At 62.6% G+C, this 23,790-nt stretch carries 21 protein-coding genes and 1 pseudogene; 14 read left to right on the top strand and 8 right to left on the bottom strand.

Annotated features, from left to right (window positions below):
- Positions 1-33 precede the first annotated feature (33 nt).
- Positions 34-273 (top strand): type II toxin-antitoxin system CcdA family antitoxin, encoded by a 240-nt coding sequence (locus JHX88_RS21710; RefSeq protein WP_336389971.1) that lies wholly within the window; start codon positions 34-36, stop codon positions 271-273.
- Positions 274-706: 433 nt separating this feature from the next.
- On the opposite strand, the gene JHX88_RS21705 is transcribed toward JHX88_RS21710, so the two are convergent.
- From JHX88_RS21705 to JHX88_RS21685, 5 genes are read right to left on the bottom strand one after another with little or no spacing between them, the layout of a single operon-like run.
- Complete coding sequence (locus JHX88_RS21705; protein ID WP_076526926.1) at positions 707-1,810, bottom strand: N-acetylglucosamine-6-phosphate deacetylase; 1,104 nt, start codon at positions 1,808-1,810, stop codon at positions 707-709.
- A complete protein-coding gene (locus JHX88_RS21700; RefSeq protein WP_076526925.1) occupies positions 1,804-3,054 on the bottom strand; it encodes a class II D-tagatose-bisphosphate aldolase non-catalytic subunit in 1,251 nt (416 codons plus the stop codon). Before JHX88_RS21700 ends, JHX88_RS21705 begins: the two co-directional genes overlap by 7 nt.
- Entirely contained in the window at positions 3,051-3,971 is a 921-nt protein-coding gene (locus JHX88_RS21695) for an ROK family protein (RefSeq protein ID WP_084203194.1), read from the bottom strand. Before JHX88_RS21695 ends, JHX88_RS21700 begins: the two co-directional genes overlap by 4 nt.
- A complete protein-coding gene (locus JHX88_RS21690; RefSeq protein WP_076526924.1) occupies positions 3,959-5,029 on the bottom strand; it encodes an AgaS family sugar isomerase in 1,071 nt (356 codons plus the stop codon). Before JHX88_RS21690 ends, JHX88_RS21695 begins: the two co-directional genes overlap by 13 nt.
- Complete coding sequence (locus tag JHX88_RS21685; protein WP_076526923.1) at positions 5,029-5,919, bottom strand: DeoR/GlpR family DNA-binding transcription regulator; 891 nt, start codon at positions 5,917-5,919, stop codon at positions 5,029-5,031. The genes JHX88_RS21690 and JHX88_RS21685 overlap by 1 nt, the downstream gene beginning before the upstream one ends.
- 161 nt (positions 5,920-6,080) lie before the next feature.
- Between JHX88_RS21685 and JHX88_RS21680 the strand changes: the two genes are divergently transcribed.
- The 7 genes from JHX88_RS21680 (at position 6,081) to nagB (ending at position 12,875) form a co-directional block, all read left to right on the top strand.
- Positions 6,081-6,824: a copper homeostasis protein CutC gene (locus JHX88_RS21680; protein ID WP_076526922.1), complete on the top strand. Its 744-nt coding sequence runs from the start codon at positions 6,081-6,083 to the stop codon at positions 6,822-6,824.
- Positions 6,821-7,978: a Gfo/Idh/MocA family protein gene (locus tag JHX88_RS21675; protein WP_076526921.1), complete on the top strand. Its 1,158-nt coding sequence runs from the start codon at positions 6,821-6,823 to the stop codon at positions 7,976-7,978. Before JHX88_RS21680 ends, JHX88_RS21675 begins: the two co-directional genes overlap by 4 nt.
- A complete protein-coding gene (locus tag JHX88_RS21670) occupies positions 7,975-8,856 on the top strand; it encodes a carbohydrate ABC transporter permease (RefSeq protein WP_076526920.1) in 882 nt (293 codons plus the stop codon). Before JHX88_RS21675 ends, JHX88_RS21670 begins: the two co-directional genes overlap by 4 nt.
- Positions 8,853-9,695, top strand: coding sequence for a carbohydrate ABC transporter permease (locus tag JHX88_RS21665; protein ID WP_076526919.1), 843 nt, complete (start codon positions 8,853-8,855; stop codon positions 9,693-9,695). The genes JHX88_RS21670 and JHX88_RS21665 overlap by 4 nt, the downstream gene beginning before the upstream one ends.
- Before the next feature lie 30 nt (positions 9,696-9,725).
- On the top strand, positions 9,726-10,934 hold the full coding sequence (locus JHX88_RS21660) for an extracellular solute-binding protein (RefSeq protein ID WP_076526918.1): 1,209 nt from the start codon (positions 9,726-9,728) through the stop codon (positions 10,932-10,934).
- A 64-nt stretch (positions 10,935-10,998) separates the two neighbouring features.
- A complete protein-coding gene (locus JHX88_RS21655; RefSeq protein ID WP_076526917.1) occupies positions 10,999-12,123 on the top strand; it encodes an ABC transporter ATP-binding protein in 1,125 nt (374 codons plus the stop codon).
- Positions 12,120-12,875, top strand: coding sequence for a glucosamine-6-phosphate deaminase (nagB, locus tag JHX88_RS21650; protein ID WP_141225860.1), 756 nt, complete (start codon positions 12,120-12,122; stop codon positions 12,873-12,875). Before JHX88_RS21655 ends, nagB begins: the two co-directional genes overlap by 4 nt.
- Before the next feature lie 268 nt (positions 12,876-13,143).
- Here the strand turns inward: nagB and JHX88_RS21645 are convergent, their stop codons facing one another.
- From JHX88_RS21645 to JHX88_RS21635, 3 genes and pseudogenes are all read right to left on the bottom strand, one after another.
- The gene (locus tag JHX88_RS21645) at positions 13,144-15,138 is read right to left on the bottom strand and encodes a calcium-binding protein (protein WP_272848297.1); all 1,995 of its coding nucleotides are present in this window, start codon (positions 15,136-15,138) and stop codon (positions 13,144-13,146) included.
- 45 nt (positions 15,139-15,183) lie between these two features.
- Positions 15,184-15,975 (bottom strand): annotated as a pseudogene (locus JHX88_RS22420) (calcium-binding protein); the annotation flags it as partial.
- A gap of 198 nt (positions 15,976-16,173) precedes the next feature.
- Positions 16,174-16,953 carry an IclR family transcriptional regulator gene (locus JHX88_RS21635; RefSeq protein WP_076526952.1) on the bottom strand — a complete coding sequence of 260 codons (780 nt, stop codon included), beginning with the start codon at positions 16,951-16,953 and terminating at the stop codon, positions 16,174-16,176.
- A gap of 191 nt (positions 16,954-17,144) precedes the next feature.
- Between JHX88_RS21635 and JHX88_RS21630 the strand changes: the two genes are divergently transcribed.
- The 6 genes from JHX88_RS21630 to JHX88_RS21605 are packed head-to-tail and all read left to right on the top strand — an operon-like array spanning position 17,145 to position 23,746.
- Positions 17,145-18,365 carry a CaiB/BaiF CoA transferase family protein gene (locus JHX88_RS21630; RefSeq protein ID WP_076526915.1) on the top strand — a complete coding sequence of 407 codons (1,221 nt, stop codon included), beginning with the start codon at positions 17,145-17,147 and terminating at the stop codon, positions 18,363-18,365.
- A gap of 22 nt (positions 18,366-18,387) precedes the next feature.
- Positions 18,388-19,563: an acyl-CoA dehydrogenase family protein gene (locus tag JHX88_RS21625; protein ID WP_076526914.1), complete on the top strand. Its 1,176-nt coding sequence runs from the start codon at positions 18,388-18,390 to the stop codon at positions 19,561-19,563.
- A 51-nt stretch (positions 19,564-19,614) separates the two neighbouring features.
- Positions 19,615-20,793 carry a CaiB/BaiF CoA transferase family protein gene (locus JHX88_RS21620; protein ID WP_084203193.1) on the top strand — a complete coding sequence of 393 codons (1,179 nt, stop codon included), beginning with the start codon at positions 19,615-19,617 and terminating at the stop codon, positions 20,791-20,793.
- Positions 20,790-21,365 carry a TRAP transporter small permease gene (locus JHX88_RS21615; RefSeq protein ID WP_076526912.1) on the top strand — a complete coding sequence of 192 codons (576 nt, stop codon included), beginning with the start codon at positions 20,790-20,792 and terminating at the stop codon, positions 21,363-21,365. Before JHX88_RS21620 ends, JHX88_RS21615 begins: the two co-directional genes overlap by 4 nt.
- Positions 21,362-22,645 carry a TRAP transporter large permease gene (locus tag JHX88_RS21610; RefSeq protein ID WP_076526911.1) on the top strand — a complete coding sequence of 428 codons (1,284 nt, stop codon included), beginning with the start codon at positions 21,362-21,364 and terminating at the stop codon, positions 22,643-22,645. Before JHX88_RS21615 ends, JHX88_RS21610 begins: the two co-directional genes overlap by 4 nt.
- Before the next feature lie 42 nt (positions 22,646-22,687).
- The gene (locus tag JHX88_RS21605) at positions 22,688-23,746 is read left to right on the top strand and encodes a TRAP transporter substrate-binding protein (protein WP_076526910.1); all 1,059 of its coding nucleotides are present in this window, start codon (positions 22,688-22,690) and stop codon (positions 23,744-23,746) included.
- Positions 23,747-23,790: the final 44 nt, after the last annotated feature.

The following is a 23,790-nucleotide window of genomic DNA, read 5'->3' as shown; positions in this document are numbered from 1 at the left end:
CATATATCATGCGCATGATAGAAAGGTCCGTTGATGCCGCCACAATCCATGCCCAGAAGACCAACCGATCTTTCACTAGACCAAGCTCTGCTCCATGAAGCCAGATCATTTGGTGTGAACCTTTCACAAGCGGCGGAAGCAGGGCTACGCCGTGCCGTTGCCGTTGCCGTTGCCGAGGCAAAGGCAGATACATGGCTGCGCGAAAACGCCAAGGCGCTTGCCAGTTCGAAAATATGGGCCGATCAGGCATGGCCTGCCTCTGGAGCGATATAGGCAGTTTTGATGGCTCGCTTCGATGTTTATGCCTGCCCAAGCGGTGAGGGCTATGTCCTAGATGTACAGGCCAGTGTTCTGGACAGCCTGAACACGCGATTGATGTACCGTTGATACCTGTTGCAAATGCTCCGATTTCGGCGAAACGCCTCAACTCTGTGTTGGAGGTTGGGAAGGAGTCTCATGTTATGGTTACGTGATTGGGGCAGTATAGCCTAACTCTGGAACAATATGGGCGCACGAATTGTCTGCTTCGATGTTCGCGCGTCGAGTGGCCCTGTGCATGGCCTGGATACCGCCGGATTCAGTCACATGACAGTTGAACGGCAGCTGGACTGCATGCAGGCGATGGGGCTGTTGCGTGAAAATCACCGAACGAAACGGTTCCGCCTTTGGACAGCGATGGCGTGACGCGGATTCCGGCCGGTCCCGGTTATGGCTCGGTGCCAGGGATATCGATCAGACGCAAGCCGTCATCCAGCGCGACCAGATCCGTCAGCGGCATGCCGGGGGCGATCCGCAGCGGGGCGAAGCCCATGGCGGCGCAGGGAATATCGGTGGCCATCGCGATGGCGCGGTCCGGCGCGATACCCGTCATCCGCACCAGCCGCCGGATCGAGGTGATCATGTCGATATGCGCCCCGGCCAGCGAGCCTTCGCTGTTCACCAGCGCACCGTCCCGCACATGGATATCCATGCCGTAGAGGTTGAAATGATCCGGCCCGCCGATTGTCGGCATGGAATCCGACACGATGAAACAGCGGTCGGGGCGGGGCCGGGCATTCAGTGTCACTTGCAGCATTTCGGGGCTGACATGGATGCCGTCGGTAATCAGCCCGCACCAGGCATCCGACAGGATCGCCGCGGCGATCATCCCCGGCTCGCGCGAATTCATCTGTGGCATTGCATTGTAGAGATGGGTGAACATGGTGACGCCATTATCCAGCGCCGTCCGCGCCTCGGCGGCTGTTGCCATGCTGTGTCCCGCCGACAGCACCACCCCCATCGCCGCCGCCTCGCGCAAAAGTACCGGGTTGGCGCGTTCAGGGGCCAATGTCAGCAGCACCGGCACATCCGCTTGGCGCAATCGCCGCAGGACCGCCAAGGTCCGATCATCGAGCAGACGGATGAAACGGGTATCATGGGTGCCGCGTTTCTCGGGCGCGATATGGGGGCCTTCCAGGTGAATGCCCATGATGCCGGGCCGTCCCTTTGCGGCGATGATGGCGTCAGCGGCGGCCTCCATCACCTCCGGCGCATCGGTGATCAATGTGGGCAGGATCCGCGCGGTGCCAAGCTTGCGATGGGCGGCGGCAATGGTCTCGATCCCCGCGACGGTGGGATCGGTATTCAGCAAGGTGCCGCCGCCGCCATTCACCTGCAGATCGGTGCAGCCGGACATCAGCAGGGGAACATACGCGTCGGGCGTATCACCCCCCAATGGGCGGCATGCCGTCACGACCTCGCCGTCGGTTTCGATGGCATGTCCGGCTTGCAGCCCGCCATCGATCCAGATCTGATCCGCGGCAATCAGCATCTGGCCTCCGGGTAGTAATCTGCCAGCGCCTCTTCGACATGGGATTGCAGGATCGCGCGGGACCGGGGCAGGTCGATCCCTGCCGCCCGGTCCAGCGTCGCTTGCGGCAGGTATTGCTGCATCAGCGGGGTCGGCAGATCGGCGCGGTCGATTGCCTGGCATAGATCCTCGACTGCGTCCTGCGCCTTGGGCCAGTAATAGCGGATCCGGTCGGCATAGCCGAAATGGCGCAACAGCCGCGTATCGTCGCCGTGATAGTGGCCCTGCCAGTGGCGGGGGTCCTCGGTCATCAGCGCTTCCATTTGCCCGGAGATATGCGGGCTACCATCCAGCCAGTGGCGGATATGCGAGAGCGCGTAGAGCGCCTCGCGCCATGCGAAAGTCAGCGCGGGGCCAACCTTGAGGATGCCGAAATTGCGTCGGGCCAGATCGGCATAGACGGGAGCGTCTTGGTAATCGGTCGAATGGGCCTCGAAACAGAGCCGGGGATTGTCGCCCAGAACCGGGCTGAGCCGATCCGGTTGCGCCCGGTCGAAGGCGAACAGGCTGGCCGGAGCGAATTCCAGTCCGGGTTGCACGACAAGACCCCGGACCCGTGACCATGCCGCACCGGCGCCCTCGGCCTCGAAAGCGCGGCGATGCGCCTCCAGCGTGGCGGCGGCGTTCTCCGGCGGTGTTGGCGTGATGCCCTCGCCGTCATGACGCGCGCCACCGGGGGGCGGGACCTCGGTGCCGATGATATAGGTCAGCGCTTGCGGGTCGGTGGCGGCACCTTCTGCCACGGCGGCCAGTTGCGCCGCGCGCGCGGCGGCCAGATCGTCGCCCAGTTGCGCGGGCTCGCCTGCGCAACCTTCCGAGCAATCGAGATGAATCTTGGTGAAACCGGCCGCCACATAGGCGCGGATCATCTCGGCCGCGAGGGTCATCGCCTCATCGGCCGGGCGGTCGCGCCACGCCTGCGGGCCCAGATGGTCGCCGCCAAGGATCACCGGCACATGGCCGAGCCCATGCGCCTTTGCGATACCCTTCACGAAGCCGATGAAATCGGAGGGGGTCATGCCAGTATAGCCGCCGAACTGGTTCACCTGGTTCGAGGTCGCCTCGATCAGGGCGGGCATGTCATGCGCCGCCGCCTGCCGCAGCCCGGCGGCGATGACATCGGGATGGGCCGAACAGACCGAGGGAAGCGCGGGGCCGTTGCCCGCCCGCATGGCCTGGATGATCGGGGTGAGAAGATCGCTCATGTCTGATATGCCTTTGCCATCAATGCCGCGCCGCGGGCGCCGGCGCTGTCGCCATGGACCGCGCGCCTGATCGCGGGCAGCCGTGAATTGCCAAGCCGCAACCGGGTCAGCGCATCGGTCAGCCGCTGCGGCACATCGGGGATATTCGACAGCCCGCCACCCAATACGATCACCTCGGGATCCAGCAGAAGTTGCGCGGTATAAACCATCTCGCCCGCCAAATCGGCCCAGATATCCATGACCCTCGCCGCGACGGGATCGTCAGAGACCGAGGCGGCCACATTTTCGGGATCGGGATTGGCCAGCCCGGCCCATTCCGCCAGCCGCCGCAGCCCGGTGCCGGAGACGTAATTTTCTAGGCAGGCCACCCGCCCGCAGCCGCATTGCCAGACCGGCAGGTCGTGGCGGGCCAGCGCGCGGGCGGGCATGCCGATATGGCCGATCTCGACCGCAAGCCCGGCATGGCGATGCGGCAGGTGGCCCCGCTGGACGATCCCGGCGCCGACTCCGGTACCGAGGATGATGCCCATGACCGAGGCCGCGCCGTCGCCTGCGCCGCCATGCGCCTCGGAATAGGCGAAGGCCATGCAATCATTGATCAGCGGCAGGTCGCGCCCGATCCCGGCATGCAGCGCCTTGGCGATGCCGCGCCCGGAGACGGGAATGTTAGAGGCCGTGGCGATGCCGGTCTGCGGGTCGATCACCCCGGCGATCGAGATGGCGACGGGCAGGGCGGGATCGTCTGCCTGCTGCTCCAGCCAGCGGATCTGACCCGCCAGCGCAGCGATGAAATTGTCGAAACTGTCGCGGGGCGTGGGGATGCGCCGGGTCTCGACCGTCGCCATCGCGTCGTCGAAGAGCCGCGCCTCGATCTTGGTACCGCCCAGGTCGATGGCACCGCAATTCATCTCTGCCATCCATAGAGTTTCACGCCCGAAACCACCCGCGTCAGGTTCCGCCCGGCAAAGGGATCGTCCACCGGCAGATCCAGAGCCTCGGACCAGCGATGCGCCAGCACCTGCGCGGGCAGGACGTAAAGCACCGCATCCCCCGCCGTGCCGGTCAGGTTCAGGGCAATATCGCAACCCTTTCCGCCGATGGTGGTGACGCTGATATCCGGGAACTGGCTGCGGATCTCTGCGGCAAGATCCATGTCGTAGCGGGCGGTCTGCGGGTCGGGATGGATCATCACGAATACCGCCGTATTGTCATCGACCGCCGCCTTGGGGCCGTGGCGAAAGCCCAATGTGCTGTCCCATTGCGTCAAGGTGCGCCCCGCCGTCAGCTCCAGCACCTTGAGCGCCGATTCGCGCGCGATGCCGGTCAACTCGCCCGAGCCGAGAAAGATCGCCCGTTCGGGCCGTGGCGCGTCCAGCGACCACAGGCCGGGCAGGATCGCAGCGGCGGCATCCGACAGGGCGGGCAGGGCCGTGCCCGCGTCAAAACCCGCATCCAGGCAGGCTAGCGCGGTCAGGTACATGGTGGTGAAACTGGAGGTCATCGCGAAACCCCGGTCATGCGTCGCCGGGGGCAGGGTGATCGCCTGCGTCTCTCCGGGGCCGGGGCCCTGGCTTGTGGCAAGGGCGCTGTCGGGGTTGCAGGTGATGTTCAGCCGGTCCGCCGCGGGCATATGCGCGTCCAGCAGATCGATCAGCCCGACAGTTTCCGAGCTGTTGCCGCTGCGCCCGAATTGCATGGCCAGGGTTGGGCCGGGACGGTTCGCGCCAAGACCGGGGCGGGCCACGAGATCGGTCGTCGCAAGCAGCAGCAACAGTGGGCCATCGCCGGTCACCTGCCGCGACAATGCCTCGCCGATATAGGCCGAGGTCCCGGCACCCGACAGCCAGATCTCGCGCGGGGCGCGCGTGGCAATCCATTCGCGGATCTCATTGGCCCGGCTGGCCAGAGGCGCGGCCCATTCCCGCCAGATCTCGGGTTGGGCGTTGATTTCCTGGGAGGTGAAGCTGTTCATCATCAGTCCTTGCTGTCAGAGGCCGGCGCGTCAGCGACCACCAGCCTGATACCGGCGGCATCCAGCGCCGTGCGGATGTGTTCTCCCGGGTTCCGGTCGGTGACCAGAATGGCGATGCGCCGCAAACCACAGATGCGGTGCAGGCGCGCGCCGCGGAATTTCGTGTGGTCGGCCAGCACGATGACGCGCGAGGCGGCCTCGACCATGGCGCGGGTGACATGCGCCTCGTCCTCGGAATAGGTGGACAGTCCGCCATCCGGATCGACGCTGTCCGCGCCCATCACGAAGCTGCTGAAATTCATGCCGTTCAGGCTGTTCTCCACCAGCCGCCCCGACAGCGAGCCGGTCGAGGCGCGGATCACCCCGCCGGTCAGCATCACCCGATGCCGCCCGTTGCGCAGCGCCTGTTGCGCCACCATCAGCCCCGAGGTCATCACCGACAGGGCCGGAACATCCTCGCGCCTGCCCAGTAATTCGGCCAGCACCTCGACGGTCGTGCCATTATCGATCAGGATCGCGTTGTCCTCGGCAAGCAACCCGATGGCGGCCTCGGCGATGCGGCGTTTGCCATCGGGGTTGGACAGGCGGCGGTCGGCGATCTGCGGGTGAACCGACGCCGCCGCGCCCTGCGCCGCGAATGCCAGCGCCAGCTCGATCCGGAAATCCGCGAGCCCCGCAAAGCCAAGGCTTCGGCAAAAGCGAATCAGCGTCGGCTCGGAGGTGCCCAGTTTCGTGCAGATCTCGCGCGAGGTCATGCGGATGAACTCTGCCGGTTCCTCGGTCACGAAACCGGCGATGGTGCGCAGTTTTGCGGGCATGCTGTCCTGCGCGGCGGAAATCGCGGCCCAGAGGGCGGCGCCGCTGAGCGGCTTGGTGTCGCTGGCCAGTTGCATGGGCGTGTCTTTCAGGTTTGCGCAAGGCCTATGGTTATGTGTCCGGTAATGTTTGTCAAACTAAAATAAGCACAATTCAATATTAGCAAAGCTGAAAAAAATATCTTTACACGAGGAATATTTTGCTGTTGCCTTGTTGGAAATGCAACAGCCGAGGTGACATGCCCAAGGCCTCCAAGACCCCCTTGCTGGAAGTGTGCGTCGATGATCCGCATGGATTGTCGGCGGCGGTTTCCGGCGGTGCCGACCGGATCGAGCTGTGCTCGGCGCTTGCGCTTGGCGGGCTGACGCCCTCGCCCGGACTGATTGCGGCGGCGGCGGAATTGGCGGTCCCGGTTTTCGCCATGATCCGACCGCGCCCCGGCGGTTTTGTCTATTCACCCGAAGAACTGGCAGTGGCCAAGGCGGATATCGCAGCGGTCCGGAATGCCGAACTTGCGGGGATCGTGCTGGGCGTCACCCATCCGGACGGGCGGCTGGATCGCGATGCGATCGCCGGCTTGCGGGATGCAGCGGGGGATCTGCCGATGGTGTTGCATCGCGCCTTTGATCTTTCCCCGGATCCGGACGAAGGGCTGGAAACCGCCATCGAGCTGGGCTTTTGCCGCATCCTGACCTCGGGCGGCGCGCCATCTGCCATTGAAGGGGCGGAGAATATCGCACGGTTGGCGGGCCAGGCGCGCGGGCGGATCACGATCCTGGCGGGTGGCGGTATCGATGCCGGGAATGCAGCCAGGCTGCTGCGGGCCGGGGCGGATGAGCTGCATGGATCTTGCAGCGAGGTCCGGGTCGATCAGGACATGGGTGGGCGGCTGCGGATCGCGTCAGAGCGGGCGCAGACTTCGGTTGCGAAGATCCGGGCACTGCGCACCGCCATGGAGCAAACAGGGGAGGAGGTCACGTGAAGGCGGGAATCATCGGATTGGGCGCAAGGATCGCGTCGCTCTTGCCAAGAATGCGGGCGGCCTGCCCGGAATTCGAATTGCTGGCGGTGGCCGATCCCGGTCCCGGACATCAGGACCGGCTGGCCGAGGCGGCGCCTGCACAGGTTTACACCGATCCGGCCGAGATGCTGGCGGCGCATAAGTTCGATTTGCTGATGATCGGGTCGCCCAATTACCTGCACCTGGATCATCTGCGGCTGGCGCTGGCCTCTGACACGCCGCATATATTCGCCGAGAAACCCGTGGTGATCTCGCTGGACGAGACGCTGGAGCTTGCCCGGCTGCTCGCCGCCCATGACGGGGTGACGCGCGTCGGGGTGGGCATGGTGCTGCGCTATTCGGCGCTTTATCGCGCCGTCAGGGCGGCGCAGGCCGAGGGCCATCTGGGCGAGATCATGTCCATCGAGGCCGCCGAGCATATCGGTCCCTATCACGGCAGTTTCTTCATGCGGGACTGGCGGCGCGACAGCGCCAAGTCCGGCGGTTTCATGCTGGAAAAATGCTGCCACGATCTTGATCTTTACCAGGGCGTCGCGGGCGCGCGGGCGGCGCGCGTGGTCAGTTTCGGCGGGCGCAAAAAATACCTGCCCGAACGCCGCCCGGCAGCCCCGCCCGCCTATCTGCAGGAAATGGCTCCGCGTTGGGGCGGGGCAGGGGATGCGTTTTCGGGCGAGGGCGATCTGATCGACTACCAGACCGCGCTGGTCGAATATGAAAGCGGCGCGACGCTGTCCTTTCACACCAACATGAATGTCCCCGACGAGTTTCGCCGTTTCGCGGTGATCGGCACCGATGGCATGGCCGAGGGCGATTTCATCCGCAATTTCTTCAAGCTGACGCGTTCGGATGACAATGCCGTGCTGCAGGATAATCCCGCCATTGGCACGGATGGCAGTCAAAAGGGCCATTACGGCGCCGATCAGGCCATGGCCGAGGATCTCTGCGCCTATTACACTGGCCGTCTGCCCGCCTTGCCGCTGACGATCACCGACGCGCTGGAAGCGGGGGTGACCGCGCTGGCCATGGACCGGGCGCGCAAGGAAGGCCGCATCGTCGATCTGGAGGAGTTCTGGGCGCGCCTGGATGATGCCCTGGCCGGAAGGAGCGCGGTATGAAAACCGGCCGCGATCCCTTTCCCTACCTGCTGCTGATCCCGGCGATCCTGCTGGTCGGGCTGATCGCAGCATGGCCGATCATCGAGACATTCCGGCTGTCATTCACTGACGCCTCGATGCGGCCCACGCAGGAATATGTGGGGATGGAGAACTATACCAAGTTCTTCAACCGCGATTTCTGGCCGGTCATCAGCCGCACATTGATCTGGACGACGCTGTCGGTCAGCCTCAAGCTGATCCTGGGGCTGTTGGGTGCGGTGCTGCTGAATGCCGCCGTGCCGGGGCGGGCGTTGTTCCGGGTGCTGATCATGCCGCCTTGGGTGGTGCCCATCGCGGTCGGCTGTTTCATGTGGGCCTGGCTGTACAATGGCCAGTTCGGGATGATCTCGGGGCTTGGCCAGCGGATCGGGCTGTTCAGCGGTCCGTTTGAATTCCTGGCCTACAAGCAGGCGGCCTTCATCTCGACCGTTGTCACCGATGTCTGGATCGGCACGCCGCTGGTTGCGCTCTATCTGCTGGCGGCGATGCAGACCGTGCCGACCGATCTGTACGAGGCCGCATGGACCGACGGGGCCAGCCGCTTCTATCGTTTCCGCCGGATCACCCTGCCGCTGTTGATGCCGTCCATCGCCACAATGGCGCTCTTGTCGACGATCTGGACCTTCAACAGCTTCGACATCATCTGGATCCTGACCGAGGGCGGTCCGCGCGGCGCGACCACCACGATGATCATCGACACCTATCGCACTGCCATCTCGCGCTTCCGCTATGGCGAGGGCGCGGCGCGGGCGGTGATGATCCTGATCTGCCTGTCGGTTCTCTCGGCGGTCTACCTGGCGATGCTGCTGCGGATGACGCGGAAAGGACGTGCGAAATGATCAATCGTTACCGCTGGTGGGAATATGTGCTGATCTACGCGGGAATGGCCTTGTTCCTGGTCTTCATGCTGGCGCCTTTTGTCGAGGCCTTCATGGTCTCGCTGCGGCCTCTGAACGAGGTGTTCCGCATTCCCTACCGCTTCATCGCCGAGGGGATGAGCTTCGAGAATTACGTGACCATCTGGTCAGCGCAGCCGATGTTGCTGCGCTGGATCGCGAACAGCTTCGGCATCGCGGTCGCGGTGACGATCCTGTCGATGTTCTGCTCGATCCCCGCCGCCTATGCCTTCGCCCGGTTCGAGTTCAGACTGCGTGGCAGCATCCTCGGGGTGTTCCTGGTCGTGTCGATGGTCGGGGCGGCGGTGCTGATCATCCCGCTTTACAAGCTGATGCTGGCGGCCGGATTGCTGAACAGCTATGCCGCGATGATCGTACCGGGGGCGGCCTTTACCGTGCCCGCAGGCATCTTCCTGATGCGCAGTTATTTCATGCGCATCCCGGCCGAGCTGGAAGAGGCCGCCTATGTCGATGGTGCCAGCAGGCTTTACACCATGCGCCGGGTGATCCTGCCGCTCGCCGTGCCGGGGATGGTCGTCGTCGCCGTGACCACCTTCATCACCGCCTATGCGCAGCAATTCCTGTTTGCGCTGACCTTCAATTCGAAGAACGAGCTGAACCCGCTGCCAGTCGGCCTGTTCCAGTTCTTCGGTCATGAGACCGTCCGCTGGAACGAGATCATGGCCGCAAGCCTGGTCGGCGTGTTGCCGGTACTGGTGCTTTACGTGTTCCTGCAAAGATTCATCGTCGCCGGGCTGACCGCCGGGGCGGTGAAGGAATGATGATCCAAGGTCCAACTAGGGAGTAAGCAAATGAAATTTCGTTCAATCATCCTTGCCACCACTGCGCTGATGGCCCTGCCACTGGCGGCGCAGGCGGCAGAAGAGCTGCATATCGTCAATTGCGGCTCGGATACCGAGCCGCAAGCGCCGGTGCAGCAGAAACATATCGAGGAATGGGAAGCCGAGAATCCGGATTACACCGTCCGCGTCGAATACCTGCCATGGGAGCAATGCCAGGCCAAGACCCTGACGCTCGCCGCCGCCGGAACGCCGCCCGCCGCCGCCTACATGGGCTCGCGCGTGCTCAAGCAGCTCTCCTCCAGCGAGCAGATCGTTCCGATCGCGATGTCCGAAGAAGAACTGTCCAGCTATGAACCCTCGGTGATCTCGACGGTGCAGATCGGTGGCGAGGTTTGGGGCCTGCCGCGTGCATTCTCGACCAAGGGGCTGTTCTGGAACAAGGATCTGTTTGCCGAGGCCGGGCTGGACATGCCTGAAGGCCCGCAGACCTTCGACGAGATGCTGACCGCCGCCAAGGCGATCTCGGAAAACACCGATGCGGCGGGCTTTGGCTTGCCCGCGGCGGATATGGATAACACCTTCCACGAATTCCTGAACTTCCTCTATTCGAATGGCGGACAGGTCGTGGATGCCGATGGCAATGTGGTCTTCGACAGCCCGCAGAATGTCGAGACGCTGACCTTCTACCAGGAGCTCGCGAAATATTCGCAGGAAGGGCCGCTGGCCTATGAACGGGGCGGGCTGGAGCCGCTGTTCAAGGAAGGCCAGATCGGGATGTACACCACCTACGCGGCCGGTCGCGGCAAGGCCGAGGGCGTGAATTTCGGCGTCTCGCTGATTCCGGCGGGACCGCAGGGCGAACATTCGACTCTGTTGATCACCGACAGTCTCGTGGTGTTCAAGGGCACCGGGCTGGAAGAGCCGGCGCAGAACCTGATCAAGTATCTGACCGCGCCGGAACGCCAGGCCGAGTTTGACAAGGAGGGCGGCTGGACGCCGATCCGTCTTGGTGCCGATACCGAGGCACTGATCGAGGAGGATCCGACCTGGAAGCCCTTTATCGACGCGATCCCGACCGGCGGGCCCGAGCCCCTGATGACCGATTTCGTCGGCATGCAGGATATCGCGATCGAGAATATCCAGGGCGTGGTCCTGGGGGAACTGACCCCGGAAGAGGCCGCGACCCGGATCCAGGAAGATCTGAGCGCCCTGGACTGAGACCCGCGTGAAACCATGGCCGGGGGCGCAAGCCGCCCCCGCCTTTCCCCTGCAGGAGAAGCCGATGGGCGATTTGAAACTGAACGGAGTGACCAAGGATTTCGGCTCGGCCCGGGTGATCCACCCGACCGATCTGGATATCCGCGACGGCGATTTTACCGTCTTCGTCGGCCCCTCGGGCTGTGGCAAATCCACCATGCTGCGGATGATTGCGGGGCTCGAGGATATCAGCGCGGGCACGCTGGAAATCGACGGGCGGGTGGTGAACAAGCTGCCTCCGGCCAAGCGCGGCATCGCGATGGTATTCCAGTCCTACGCGCTTTATCCGCATATGAGCGTGTTCGAGAATATCGCCTTTCCGTTGCGCGTGGACGGGCTGCCGCAAGCCGAGGTCGAGGCCAAGGTGAACCGCGCCGCCGAGGTGCTGAAACTGACCGAGCGGCTCGATCATCGCCCCGGCGAGTTGTCGGGCGGCCAGCGCCAGCGCGTCGCGATCGGGCGGGCCATCGTGCGCGAGCCGTCGGTCTTTCTGTTCGATGAGCCGCTGTCCAATCTCGACGCCGCCCTGCGCGGCGAGATGCGGGTGGAGTTGTCGCGGCTGCATGGGCATCTTGGCAATACGATGATCTATGTCACCCATGACCAGGTCGAGGCGATGACCATGGCCGACCGGATCGTGGTGCTGAATGCCGGATATGTCGAACAGGCCGGCACGCCGCTGGAGCTGTTCCACCGCCCCGCGAACCGTTTCGTCGCCGGGTTCATTGGCAATCCCAACATGAATTTCCTGTCCGCCCGGATCGAGGCTATCGAGGCCGAGGGCATCGCCGTGCAGATCGAAAACGGTCCGCGCGTGACGGTTCCGGTCGACCCGGACGGGGCATCGGTGGGCGACGAGGTCACCTTGGGGATTCGTCCCGACGACCTGCACCCTGGCGATGACGGGTTGCCCTGCCGGGTCGATGTGGTGGAACGGTTGGGCAGCAGCTCTGTCGTCTATCTGCTCGCGCCGGGAGACTTGCCGCTCTGCATGGTGACGGACGGCACCGCCCGCTGCGCGCCGGGAGAAGACATCATGCTGGGCTTCGATCCCGCCGATGCCCATCTGTTCACGGCGGATGGCAAGGCATTCACCCGCCGGCAGGTGCCGGTCGATCTTGCAGCCATATCCTTGAAGCGGACAGCATGACCGTAAGCCGTTCCCTGACCCTCAAGCTGATGCCCGATGCCGAGACTGCCGCCGCCGCGGTCGCAAGGCAGATTGCGGAACTGGTCGCGACCCGGCCCGATGCCGTTCTGGGCCTGGCCACCGGCGGCACGATGGAGCCGGTCTATGCGCATCTGGTCCGCGCCCATCGCGAAGGGCTGAGCTTCGCGCGGGTGCGAACAGTTAACCTGGACGAATATATGGGCCTGCCGCCCGATCACCCGAATTCCTATCACAGCTATATGGCGCGGCATTTCCTCGACCACGTGGACATCCCGCACGAGCAAAGCTTCATCCCGCGCGGCGATCAGAACGCAGAAGCCTCGGCGCGCGACTATGCGGCGCTTTTGGACCGGATCGGGCCGGTCGATCTGCAGCTTCTGGGGGTGGGTCATAATGGCCATATCGCCTTCAACGAACCGGGCACGTCCATCGACGCGCCCACCCGTGTCGTCCGGCTGAGCGATGAGACACGGCGGGCGAACCGGCGCTTCTTCGCGGAAGGCGAGTCGGTGCCGAGTGAGGCAGTGACAATGGGCACCGCGCAGATCCTGTCGGCGCGCAGCCTGCTGACGCTTGCTGTGGGCGAGGCCAAGGCAGCCGCCCTGTCGGCGGCGCTGGACGGGCCGGTCAGTCCCGATTGCCCGGCAAGCTATCTGCGGCTGCATCACTCCTGCACCATATTCACCGACGAAGCGGCAGGTTTCAATTTGCGGTGCAACCTTTTATTTTAACGCATTTCTCGTCGCGAAACTGACATCCACTTTTGCTGAAAACGCCAACCCTCTGACCTGACAAACTCAAACTTATCATATTTCTGTATGTGGTAAATGGCGGGAATTGACGTGCCCAGAGCTATGCCAGCGTAGTAGTTATGGTGGCAGAAAATGCGGGAACTGCTCAACTACTTTTCGAGGGACTGTACGAATATGGTAGGCGTTTAATTTGTGCAGTGATCGACGGGGGTAGTGGACCCGATGCGAGGCAAAGAGTTCAATCCCGTTAAAAGATGAAGTCATTCACGCTGTAGGCCTTATCTGCGCCAAAGGAATCGAAATCCACCGCCAGTAGCTCGATCGAATTTTGTCCGTAAACGATCTGAGCGTCACCAAAGAACGTTTCTACCAAATGATTGTTTACCAGATCGGCAAACCCTGTAATCGCATCAATCCCCGACAAATCGATCTTTTCGGCATCATTCGAATCAAACCCGTGAATCGAGTCTTCACCGTTACCGTTGGTGAATATAAAAGTGTCGTTGCCACCGCCGCCGAGCATGAGATCATCGCCTTCGCCACCCTGAAATACATCATTTCCGCCCGAGCCGTGAAGGATGTCGTCACCACCTCCTCCAAAAAGAGTATCATTACCCGGCGAGCCGTAGAGGGTGTCGTTGCCGTCCAGCCCATTGAGGAAGTTGTTCCCATTCCGACCATTCAGAGAGTTGGCGTTTTCGTCACCAACCAGTGTGTCGTTGCCGAAGCCGCCGTCTACATTCTCGATGTTCGATATGACATCTCCGGCTGCGTCACCGCTTGATGCAGTGCCGTTACTCAAGTTTACAGACACCCCAACATCGTCCTCTAAATACGATATCTTGTCCACACCGGCACCGCCATCCAACGTGTCTGCACCGCCCCCACCATAGAGAGTATCGGTACCGTCGCCGCCCAAAAGCCGATCATCGCCTTCCATTCCTTCGAGGTCGTCATCTCCTCCGTTGCCAACTAGAATATTGGCGTGATCATCGCCGTGCAGGGTGTCGTTACCACCACCGCCGCTCACATTCTCGAAACCTGAAATTACGTCACCTTGAGCGGCGTCGCCCGAGACGGTGTTGTCGTACAAGTAGATAGCCACTGCTGCCGTGGCATCCCCATAAGTCAGCATGTCTACACCCGTGCCACCATGTAGCGTATCGGCACCGCCATTGCCTTCGATAAGATCGTTTCCGGCACCGCCCGTCAGCACATTGGCCCGGTCATCTCCTGCCAAGGTATCATTGCCGCCGCCGCCGGTGACATTCTCGAAGCCCGAGATCACATCGCCTTGGGCGTCACCGCCCGACGCGGTGTTGTTGTACAGGCGGATGGCTACCGCCGACGTGGCATTCGAGTAGGACAACAGGTCAGTGCCTGCATCGCCGTACAATGTGTCATCGCCGACGCCACCAAAGATCGTATCGTCGCCTGCATTGCCTCGCACGATGTCAGCCCCATGACCTCCGTGGAGATCATCATCGCCTCCACCACCAAAGAGACGGTCATCGCCCTCCAGACCATGTAGTTGATCACCGCCTGCCTGACCAGCTAGGATATTGATGCCGCCATTTCCGTACAACGTGTCATTGCCACTACCGCCAGTCACATTCTCGAAGCCGGAAATGACATCGCCTTGGGCAATCCCGCTCGAAGCAGTACCATTGTAAAGGCGAACGGCCACTCCCGTCACGGCATCCGAGTATGAGAGCAAATCGATGCCTTCACCACCGTCTAGCCTGTCCGCACCTTCACCGCCCCAAAGCGTGTCATTGCCGTCGCCACCGAAAAGGCGATCATTGCCATTTCGGCCGCTAAGGCGATCATTCCCGATACTGCCAATCAACTCATTGGCATCACCATTTCCGTGCAATGTGTCATTGCCACTACCGCCGGTCACATTTTCGAAGCCAGAGATTACGTCGCCTTGGGCGGTACCGCCCGAGGCAGTGTTGTTATATAGGCGGATGTCCACTGCCGCTATGGCATCTCCATAGGTGAGCTTGTCGATACCTGCACCGCCACGAAGCGTATCGGCACCGCCATTACCCTCGATCAAATCGCCTCCGGCACCGCCTATCAGCACATTGTCCTGATCATCTCCAGCCAGGGTATCATTGCCGCTACCGCCGGTGACATTCTCGAAGCCCGAGATCACATCGCCTTGGGCGTCACCGCCCGACGCGGTGTTGTTGTACAGGCGGATAGCAACTGCCGTCGCGGCATTCGCATAGGACAACAGGTCAATGCCGGTACCGCCGATCAGCCGATCCCCGCCGGTCCCTCCCCAGAGGGTGTCATTACCATCTCCGCCGCTGAGAGTATCGGTGCCAGCACCATTACCTCCGTAGAGTTCATCATCGCCAAATCCACCGCCGAGTTTATCCGCGCCAAGGCCACCTCGGAGAGTGTCATTGCCTTCTTCCCCCCAAAGGATATCCCGGCCTTTTCCGCCGATCAGCCGATCCCCGCCGGTCTCTCCCCAGAGGGTGTCATTACCATCTCCGCCGCTGAGAGTATCAGTGCCAGCACCATTACCTCCGTAGAGTTCATCATCGCCAAATCCACCGCCGAGTTTATCCGCGCCAAGGCCACCTCGGAGAGTGTCATTGCCTTCTTCCCCCCAAAGGATATCCTGGCCTTTCCCGCCGATCAGCCGATCCCCGCCGGTCCCTCCCCAGAGGGTGTCATTACCATCTCCGCCGCTGAGAGTATCGGTGCCAGCACCATTACCTCCGTAGAGTTCATCATCGCCAAATCCACCGCCGAGTTTATCCGCGCCAGGGCCACCTCGGAGAGTGTCATTGCCTTCCCCCCCCAAAAGGATATCCTGGCCTTTCCCGCCGATCAGCCGATCCCCGCCGGTCCCTCCCCAGAGGGTGTCATTACCATCTCCGCCATTGAGAGTATCATTGTCAGCGCCACCTCGAAGAAAATCAGCACCCGAACCTCCGCTGAGTTTATCGTCCCCACCGAGCCCCTTGAGCGTATCCTCTCCATCCAATCCTTTCAGGAAATCTGCGCCGTTTTTTCCGGCATACCAGTCGTCTCCACTGGTACCAGGCCAGTATACCATGAGCTTCCCTCTCAATCGTAATCCGCAGATATATAGTCCGCGTCGGTCAAATGACTACTTTGCCGACAAGTCTAGCGGATAAACCATAGCTGACAAGTGAAGCTCGTCGATTTACTGAAATGGGGATTTTGTGACAAAGATATATGTAAGTCCTTTTCGGACTGCCCTAGGTAGGCCTTCGCCAACGCATCGTATCGCCTAGGGCAATTGCCGCAAGGTCGACAGGTGCCTGTCGAAATAATCCTTGCCGAAATGCCGTTTGATGGCCGCCTGCATCTGGGCGGCCGTCTCTTCCATGCGGGTGTCCATCCGGAACAACGGACCGGCGACCGTGGCCGACAGCATGCGATCGTTCAGTGGAAGCGGGATCGAGACCCCGCCGAGATCCTGACTGTAGGATGACGCGCTCATGAACCAGCCGCGGGCGAGCGATTCATGGATGATCCCATCGACCTCGCTGGCGGTCATCGGTGTGCCGGGACCGAAGCGTTCATAGGTCGCATGCCGCAACAATGCCGCGCGTCTTTGATCCGGCATCTGGCTCAGGATGGCCTGTCCGGTCGCGGTCGCGTGCATGGGAACCCGTTTGCCCGGTTGCGCCGTATAGCGGATCGCCTGCGGGGATTCGATGACAGACAGGAAGACGGCATGCTGGCCTGCGGAGCCTGCCAGCCAGACGGTTTCGGCGCTGAGCCGGGCGAGCTCCCGCAAAAGATCCTGCAGGCTTTCCGGCAAGGGTTCCGCATGGGCGATCTCTTGCGCCAGGCTCAGCCATCGGGGCGTCGGATAGAAGCCCTGGCGGGGCCGGGGTTCATAGAGAAATCCCCGCTCCGCCAATGTGGTGATGAGGTTGAAGGTGCTGGATTTCGGCCAGCCGAAATGCTCGGCGACATCGGCAAGGCTTGCCGGTTGCCCGGTCGAGGCGAAAAACTCGAACAGATCAAGGACGTTAGCTGCCTGTTTCACGATAGTCGGCATCGTTGCGACATTCCTCATAACTGATGAATTTCCATGCGCCAGATGGCTGTATCCGTCAACTGAAGAGCGGGAAATCCTCGGACAATCAAAGCTTGACAGAGGGTTGATCCAAAGTCTAGCGTTCATAACAGTGAACAGTTGGTTTTTATATATGGACTAAATATCAATTTCGACAGGGAGGGATGCTCGCAATGGGTCCACTTGACGGGCTGCGTATCATCGACATGACCTCGGTTCTCATGGGGCCTTACGCGACGCTGATGATTGGTGATTTCGGTGCCGATGTGATCAAGGTCGAAAGTCCCGACGGGGATGTCATGCGCCAGGTCGGGCCGTCGCGTCACGCGGGAATGGGGCCGATGTTCCTGCATGCCAACCGCTCGAAACGCTCGATCACATTGAACCTGAAACTGCCCGAGGGCCGCGAGGCCCTGCTGCGCCTGTGCGAGAACGCCGATGTGCTGGTCTATAACGTCCGGGCTAGGGCGATGGCGCGGTTGGGCCTGTCATATGACGAGGTCACGGCGGTCAATCCGCGCATCATCTATGCCGGCATGTTCGGCTATGGCCAGTCCGGCCCCTATGCCGATCGCCCCGCCTATGACGATCTGATCCAGGGGGCTTGCGGCATTCCCTACCTGTTTTCGCGCGTCAATGACGGAGAGCCGCGCTATGTGCCCTCGGCCATCGTCGATCGGATCGTCGGACTGGCCGCAAGCAATGCCATCCTTGCCGCTCTCGTCGAACGGGACCGTAGCGGCTTGGGACAGCGCGTCGATGTGCCGATGCTGGAAACCATGGTCAACATGGTCATGGGCGATCACATGGGCGGACTGACCTTCGATCCGCCCCTGGACCGCGGTGGCTATGCGCGGCACTTGTCGGCGGATCGGCGGCCCTACCGGACCCAGGACGGTTCCATTTGCGCATTGATCTATACCGATGGCCACTGGCGGCGGTTCTTCAAGGCGATCGGCCGCCCCGACCTGCCCGAAGGCGATCCGCGTTATCGCAATTTCACCGCCCGCATGGCCCATATCGACGAGGTCTATGCCGAGCTGGCCCGGATCTTTGAAACCCGTTCGACCGCCGAATGGATGGAGCTGCTGGAACAGGCGGATGTGCCCGCGATGCCGATCCATGATTTCGAGGGGATGCTCAACGATCCGCATCTGCAGGCGACCGGCTATTTCGAGATGGTGGATCATCCGAGCGAAGGGCGCATCCGGCAGATGGCCGTTCCGGCAAGCTGGAGCCGCACACCGGCCCGGCCCGAGAGGCTCGCCCCGAGGCAGGGTGAACATGGCAAAGAGGTACTGCGCGAATCCGGTTTCGCGGATGACGAGATCGAGGCGCTGTCAAAAAGCGGGGCGTTGGGTGCCTCTGCTGAACTGGGCGTCACCGGCGAATAAGACAGGTCACGGGGAAAGCGGCATGGATTTTTCATATAGCGAGGAACAGGAAGCGATCCGGGACGCGGTCGCGGCGATCTGCTCGCAATTCGACGATAATTATTGGCTCGGGCTGGATAGCTCTGGCGAGTTTCCGCATGAACTCTATTCGGCGCTGGCCCGCGATGGCTGGCTGGGCATCTGCACGGCCGAGGCCTATGGCGGCTCGGGCCTGGGCATTGCCGAGGCGGCGATCATGATGCGCGAGATCGCGGAATCGGGCGCTGGCATGTCGGGCGCCTCGGCCGTGCATATCAATATCTTCGGCCTCAACCCCGTCGCGGTGTTTGGCACCGAAGAGCAGAAGCAGCGCATGATCCCGCCGATGGCCGAGGGCCGCGAGAAGGCCTGTTTCGCCGTGACCGAACCGAATACCGGGCTGAACACGACACAGCTGAAGCTTCGCGCCATTCGTGATGGCGATGGTTATGTCGTCAATGGCCAGAAGGTCTGGATCTCGACCGCGCAGGTGGCGGACCGGATCCTGCTGCTGGCCCGGACCACCCCGCTGGAAGAGGTGTCCAGGCCGACACAGGGGCTGAGCCTGTTCTATACCCGTTTCGACCGCGACCGTATCCGGGTGCGCGAGATCGAGAAGATGGGCCGCAAGGCGGTCGATTCGAACGAGTTGTTCTTCGAGGATTTCCGCATCCCCGCCGATGACCTGATCGGCGAGGAGGGGCGCGGTTTCGAATATATCCTGCATGGTATGAATCCCGAGCGCGTGCTGATCGCGGCGGAGGCGGTCGGGCTTGGCATGCTCGCGGTCAAGCGCGCCGCGCGCTATGCCAATGAACGGATCGTCTTCAACCGCCCCATCGGCCAAAATCAGGGGATCCAGCATCCGCTGGCGAAATGCTGGGCCGAACTGGAGGCGGCCTGGCTGATGGTCATGTCTGCGGCATGGCAATATGACAGCGGGGCCCCGGTATCGGCTGTTGGCGCTGCTGCGAATGCCGCCAAGTACCTGGCCGGGGAGGCGGTGTTCGAGGCTTGCCAGACGGCAGTGATGTCGCATGGCGGTTTCGGCTATGCCAAGGAATACCATGTCGAACGCTACCTGCGCGAAGCCTTTGTTCCGCGGATCGCGCCAGTCAGCCCACAGCTTTGCCTGTCCTACCTGGCCGAACGCGTGCTCGGCCTGCCGAAATCATACTGAGCGCAGCGGGGGAGGCGGCCAAGATGCGGGATGCAAACAGGAGCCATATCCATGGATAGTCGGGGACCGCTGACCGGGTTGCGCATCATCGAGATGGAAGGGATCGGCCCGGCTCCATTCGCGGCCATGTTGCTGGCCGATATGGGGGCAGAGGTGATCAGGATCACGCGCCCGGAAGCCTCGGGTTTGGGGATCGAACGGCCGCCGGAATTCGAGCTGCCCGCGCGGGGCCGCCGCTCTGTCGCCATGGACCTGAAGAATCCCGAGGCGGTGGCATGCGCTCTTGATCTGATCGCCCGCGCGGATGGGCTGATCGAGGGCTTTCGGCCCGGCGTGATGGAGTGGCTTGGCCTTGGGCCCGAACCTTGTCTGGATCGCAATCCGCGCCTTGTCTATGGGCGCATGACCGGTTGGGGGCAAACCGGGCCGCTGGCCCCGCGGGCGGGGCATGACGTGAACTACCTTGCTCTGACCGGGCTGCTGGACATGATCGGGCGCGAGGGGCAGCCGCCGACGATCCCTTTGAACCTGCTGGCAGATTACGCTGGTGGCAGCCTGATGCTGGTGATCGGCATGCTGGCGGCGCTGCTGCACGCCAAGGAGGCGGGGCAGGGGCAGGTCATCGACGCGGCGATGGTCGATGGCGCGGCATTGCTGGGCACGGCGATGACGGGGCTGCGTGCCTCGGGGATTCACAAGGGCGAACGCGGCACGAATATCCTCGATGGCGGCTTGCCGGAATACTCGGTCTATGAATGCGCGGATGGGCGATACCTGTCGGTCGGCGCGCTGGAACCGAAGTTCCGCAAGATCCTGCTGGAGGGTCTTGGGCTGGACGAGGCGGACGCACCGCGGGACGGCTCGCCCGAATCCCGCATCAAGGCCCGGGCGGCGATTGCCGGGCGGATCAGGCAGCATGACCGGGACGAATGGGTTGCCCGGTTCGAAGGACTGGATGCCTGCGTCGCGCCGGTCCTGTCGCAGGAAGAGGCGGCGCTTCACCCGCATAACGCCGCGCGGGAAAATCATGTCGAAATCGCCGGGATCGTCCAACCCGCGCCCGCGCCACGCTTCTCGGCCACGCCCGCTCCCACGCCATCCCCTCCCGAGCGACCGGGAGCAAGCGGAGAGGCGGTGCTGGCCGAATGGGGGCTGTCCGCCGAGCGGATCGAGGCTCTGCTGCAATCCGGCGCGGTCATTGCCGGGGATGAAGGGGAGGGCGGGTCATGATGATCGCAGACAGGGACGGCCCGCTGGACAAGGTCTTGACCGGCATAGAGCGCGGGCTGGTCCTGCTGTCCGGCCTGGCGATCGGCGCCATCATGCTGGTTGTGGTGGCGGATGTGTCGATGCGCTACCTGTTCCGGCAACCGCTGACCTGGTCCTATGACCTGATCGGCAGCTACCTGATGGTTGGGGCCTTCTTCCTGGCGCTGTCGGACACGATGAAGCAGCATGGCCATATCGCCATCGACATGTTTCTTTACAGGTTGCCGCATCGCTTCATGCACGCCTCGCAGGGGCTCGGCTATCTGCTGGCGACGGTAATCCTGTTGATCATCGCCCTGCAGGCGGGGGACCGTCTGGCATCGGCATGGAAGGGCGGCGACCTGATCGGCGCGACGGTTCCGTGGCCGACATGGCCCTCTTACCTGATGGTGGTGATCGGGGCGGGGGTGATCACCCTGCGCTGCCTGGTTCGCGGGTTGCAGCACCTGCTCTCCTGCTGGAGCGGCCGGCAACTGGCAGATCTGCCGCAGCCGCATGAAGCAGGCCCGCATGACGAGGAGCAGTCCCTATGACCGTCACACTGGTCCTGCTGTTGCTGGCGCTGTTCCTGGTCACCGGGCTACCCGTCGCGCTCGCCATGTCGGTTTCCGGGGCCATCGGGCTGTATTTGCTGGGCGGATGGAATTTCGTCGCGGGAATCCTGCGCACCTCTCCGTTGTCCACGGCAAGCTCCTACGAGATCATCACCATCCCGATGTTCATCCTGATGGCCGAGTTCGTGATACTGTCCGGGGTGGCGAAAGACCTGTTCCGGGCGGCCAGCATCTGGGTCGGCCGGTTGCGTGGCGGGCTGGCCATGGCCACGGCGATCGCGGGGGCCGGTTTCGGCGCCATCTCGGGCTCCAGCACCGCCGCGGCGGCGACCCTGGCCTCGACCTCGATCCCCTCGATGATGGAGCAGGGCTATGATCCGAAACTGGCCGGCGGCGCGGTGGCGATCTCGGGCACACTGGCGATGCTGATCCCGCCATCCATCGCCCTGATCCTCTACGGCATCATCGCGGATCTGCCGGTGGGCGACCTGCTGATCGGCGGGGTCGTTCCTGGCTTCATCGTGACCATGGCGATCATCCTGACCATCGCCGTTCTGGTCCGCATCGACCCTGCCGCTGCCCCGAAAGGCCAAGCCTATACCCTGCGCGAGAAAATCGGTTCGCTGAAACATGTGGGGCCGATGCTGATCCTGTTCCTGGCGGTGACCGGCGCGATCTATTCGGGCATCTCGACCCCGACAGAGGCCTCGGGGATCGGCGCTTTTGTCGCCATGCTGCTGGCCGCGAGAGAGCGCAAGCTGAACCTGGAGAGCCTGCTGATCGCCCTGCGCAATACCGCGCATACCACGGCGATGATCCTGTTCATCATCCTTGGCGCGCATGTCTTCGGCTATTTCCTGACCTTGTCGCGGGTCACGAACGAGCTGGCAGGCTGGATCGGCGGGCTTGGCCTTGCGCCTCTGCTGATCATGGCGATCATCCTGATCGGCTACCTGATCCTCGGTTTCTTCATGGACCAGATCGCCATCCTGATCCTGACCGTGCCGGTCATGCTGCCGGTCATCACGCAGCTTGGCTTTGACCCGGTCTGGTTCGGCGTCGTGGTCATCGTCACCGCCGAGGTCGGCATGGTGACCCCGCCGATGGGCATGAATGTCTTCGTCGTGGCCCGCTATACAAGGCGGCCACTGGGCGAATTGTTCCGGGGCGTGATGCCGCATGTCTGGGCGCATCTGCTGGTGATCGCGCTGCTGGTGCTGTTCCCGAGCCTGGTGCTGTGGCTGCCCTCGACCATGTGAGGCCGGCCGGGACCGCGAGAATTCAACAGGAGGAGGAATGAGATGAATATCGGAAAGACGAGGACCCTGACACTGACCGCGATGGCTGCTGCCATGGTCATCCCGTCGCTTGGCATGGCCGAGACCCTGCGGGTCGCCGACAGTTTCCCCGTCGGCCATTATATCGCCGAGAACATGACCAAGGTCTGGATGGACAGGGTCACCGAGCTGACCGGTGGCGAGGTCGAATTCGAATATTACCCGGCCGAGCAACTGGGCAAGTCGAAAGATCTTCTGTCGCTGGCGCAGAGCAATACCGTCGATATCGGCTATGTCGGGGTTTCTTATGTCGCCGACAAGCTGCCGCTTTCGGCAGTCGGCGAATTGCCCGAGGCGTTCAATTCTTCCTGCCAGGGCACCGAGGCCTATTGGTCCATTGCCAGGCCCGGCGGCGTTCTGGACGAGGCCGAACTGGCCCCGCAAGATGTGAGGATGCTGCTGGTGATGATCCTTTCGCCCTACCAGATTTTCACCGCCGAAAGCGAGATCACCGATATCGACAGCTTCAAGGGAATGAAGCTGCGGGCGACTGGCGGAACCAAGGAAATCGCGGTGCAGTTGATGGATGCGACGCCGGTCAACATCCCGGCCCCCGAAACCCGCGAGGCGCTAACCCGCGGCACCATCGACGGGGTGCTTTTCCCGCATTCCAGCGCCTTGCCATACGAGCTGGAACCGGCACTCGCCTATGGCACGGAGGGCATGAATTTCGGGTCATTCGTGGCCAGCTATGTCATCAGCGAGGATCGCTGGAACCAGCTTTCGCCAGAAGTCCAGCAGGCGATGACCGATGCCGCGGAAGAGGTCATCGGCTCGGCCTGCAAGGCTGCCGAGGAACTTGACCTCAAGGACAAGCAGACCATGGCGGATGCGGGGGTGACGTTCGTATCGCTGCCCGAGGATGACATGGCCGAGATCGGAGAGCGGATGTCCACCATCGGTGAGAAATGGGCCGAGGATCTAGACGGGCGGGGCCTTCCCGGCTCCGAGGTGCTACAGGCGTTCCGCGACGCGCTGGCACAGCAGGATGCCGGAGGGGACGAAACTGCTTCGTCTAACTGACATCTGCGATTCCCGCCATCCGGCAATCGTCGGATGGCGGCCCT

It is taken from the genome of Paracoccus saliphilus, assembly GCF_028553805.1.
Classification (GTDB): domain Bacteria; phylum Pseudomonadota; class Alphaproteobacteria; order Rhodobacterales; family Rhodobacteraceae; genus Paracoccus; species Paracoccus saliphilus.
This window is presented reverse-complemented; position numbering and strand designations above follow the sequence as displayed.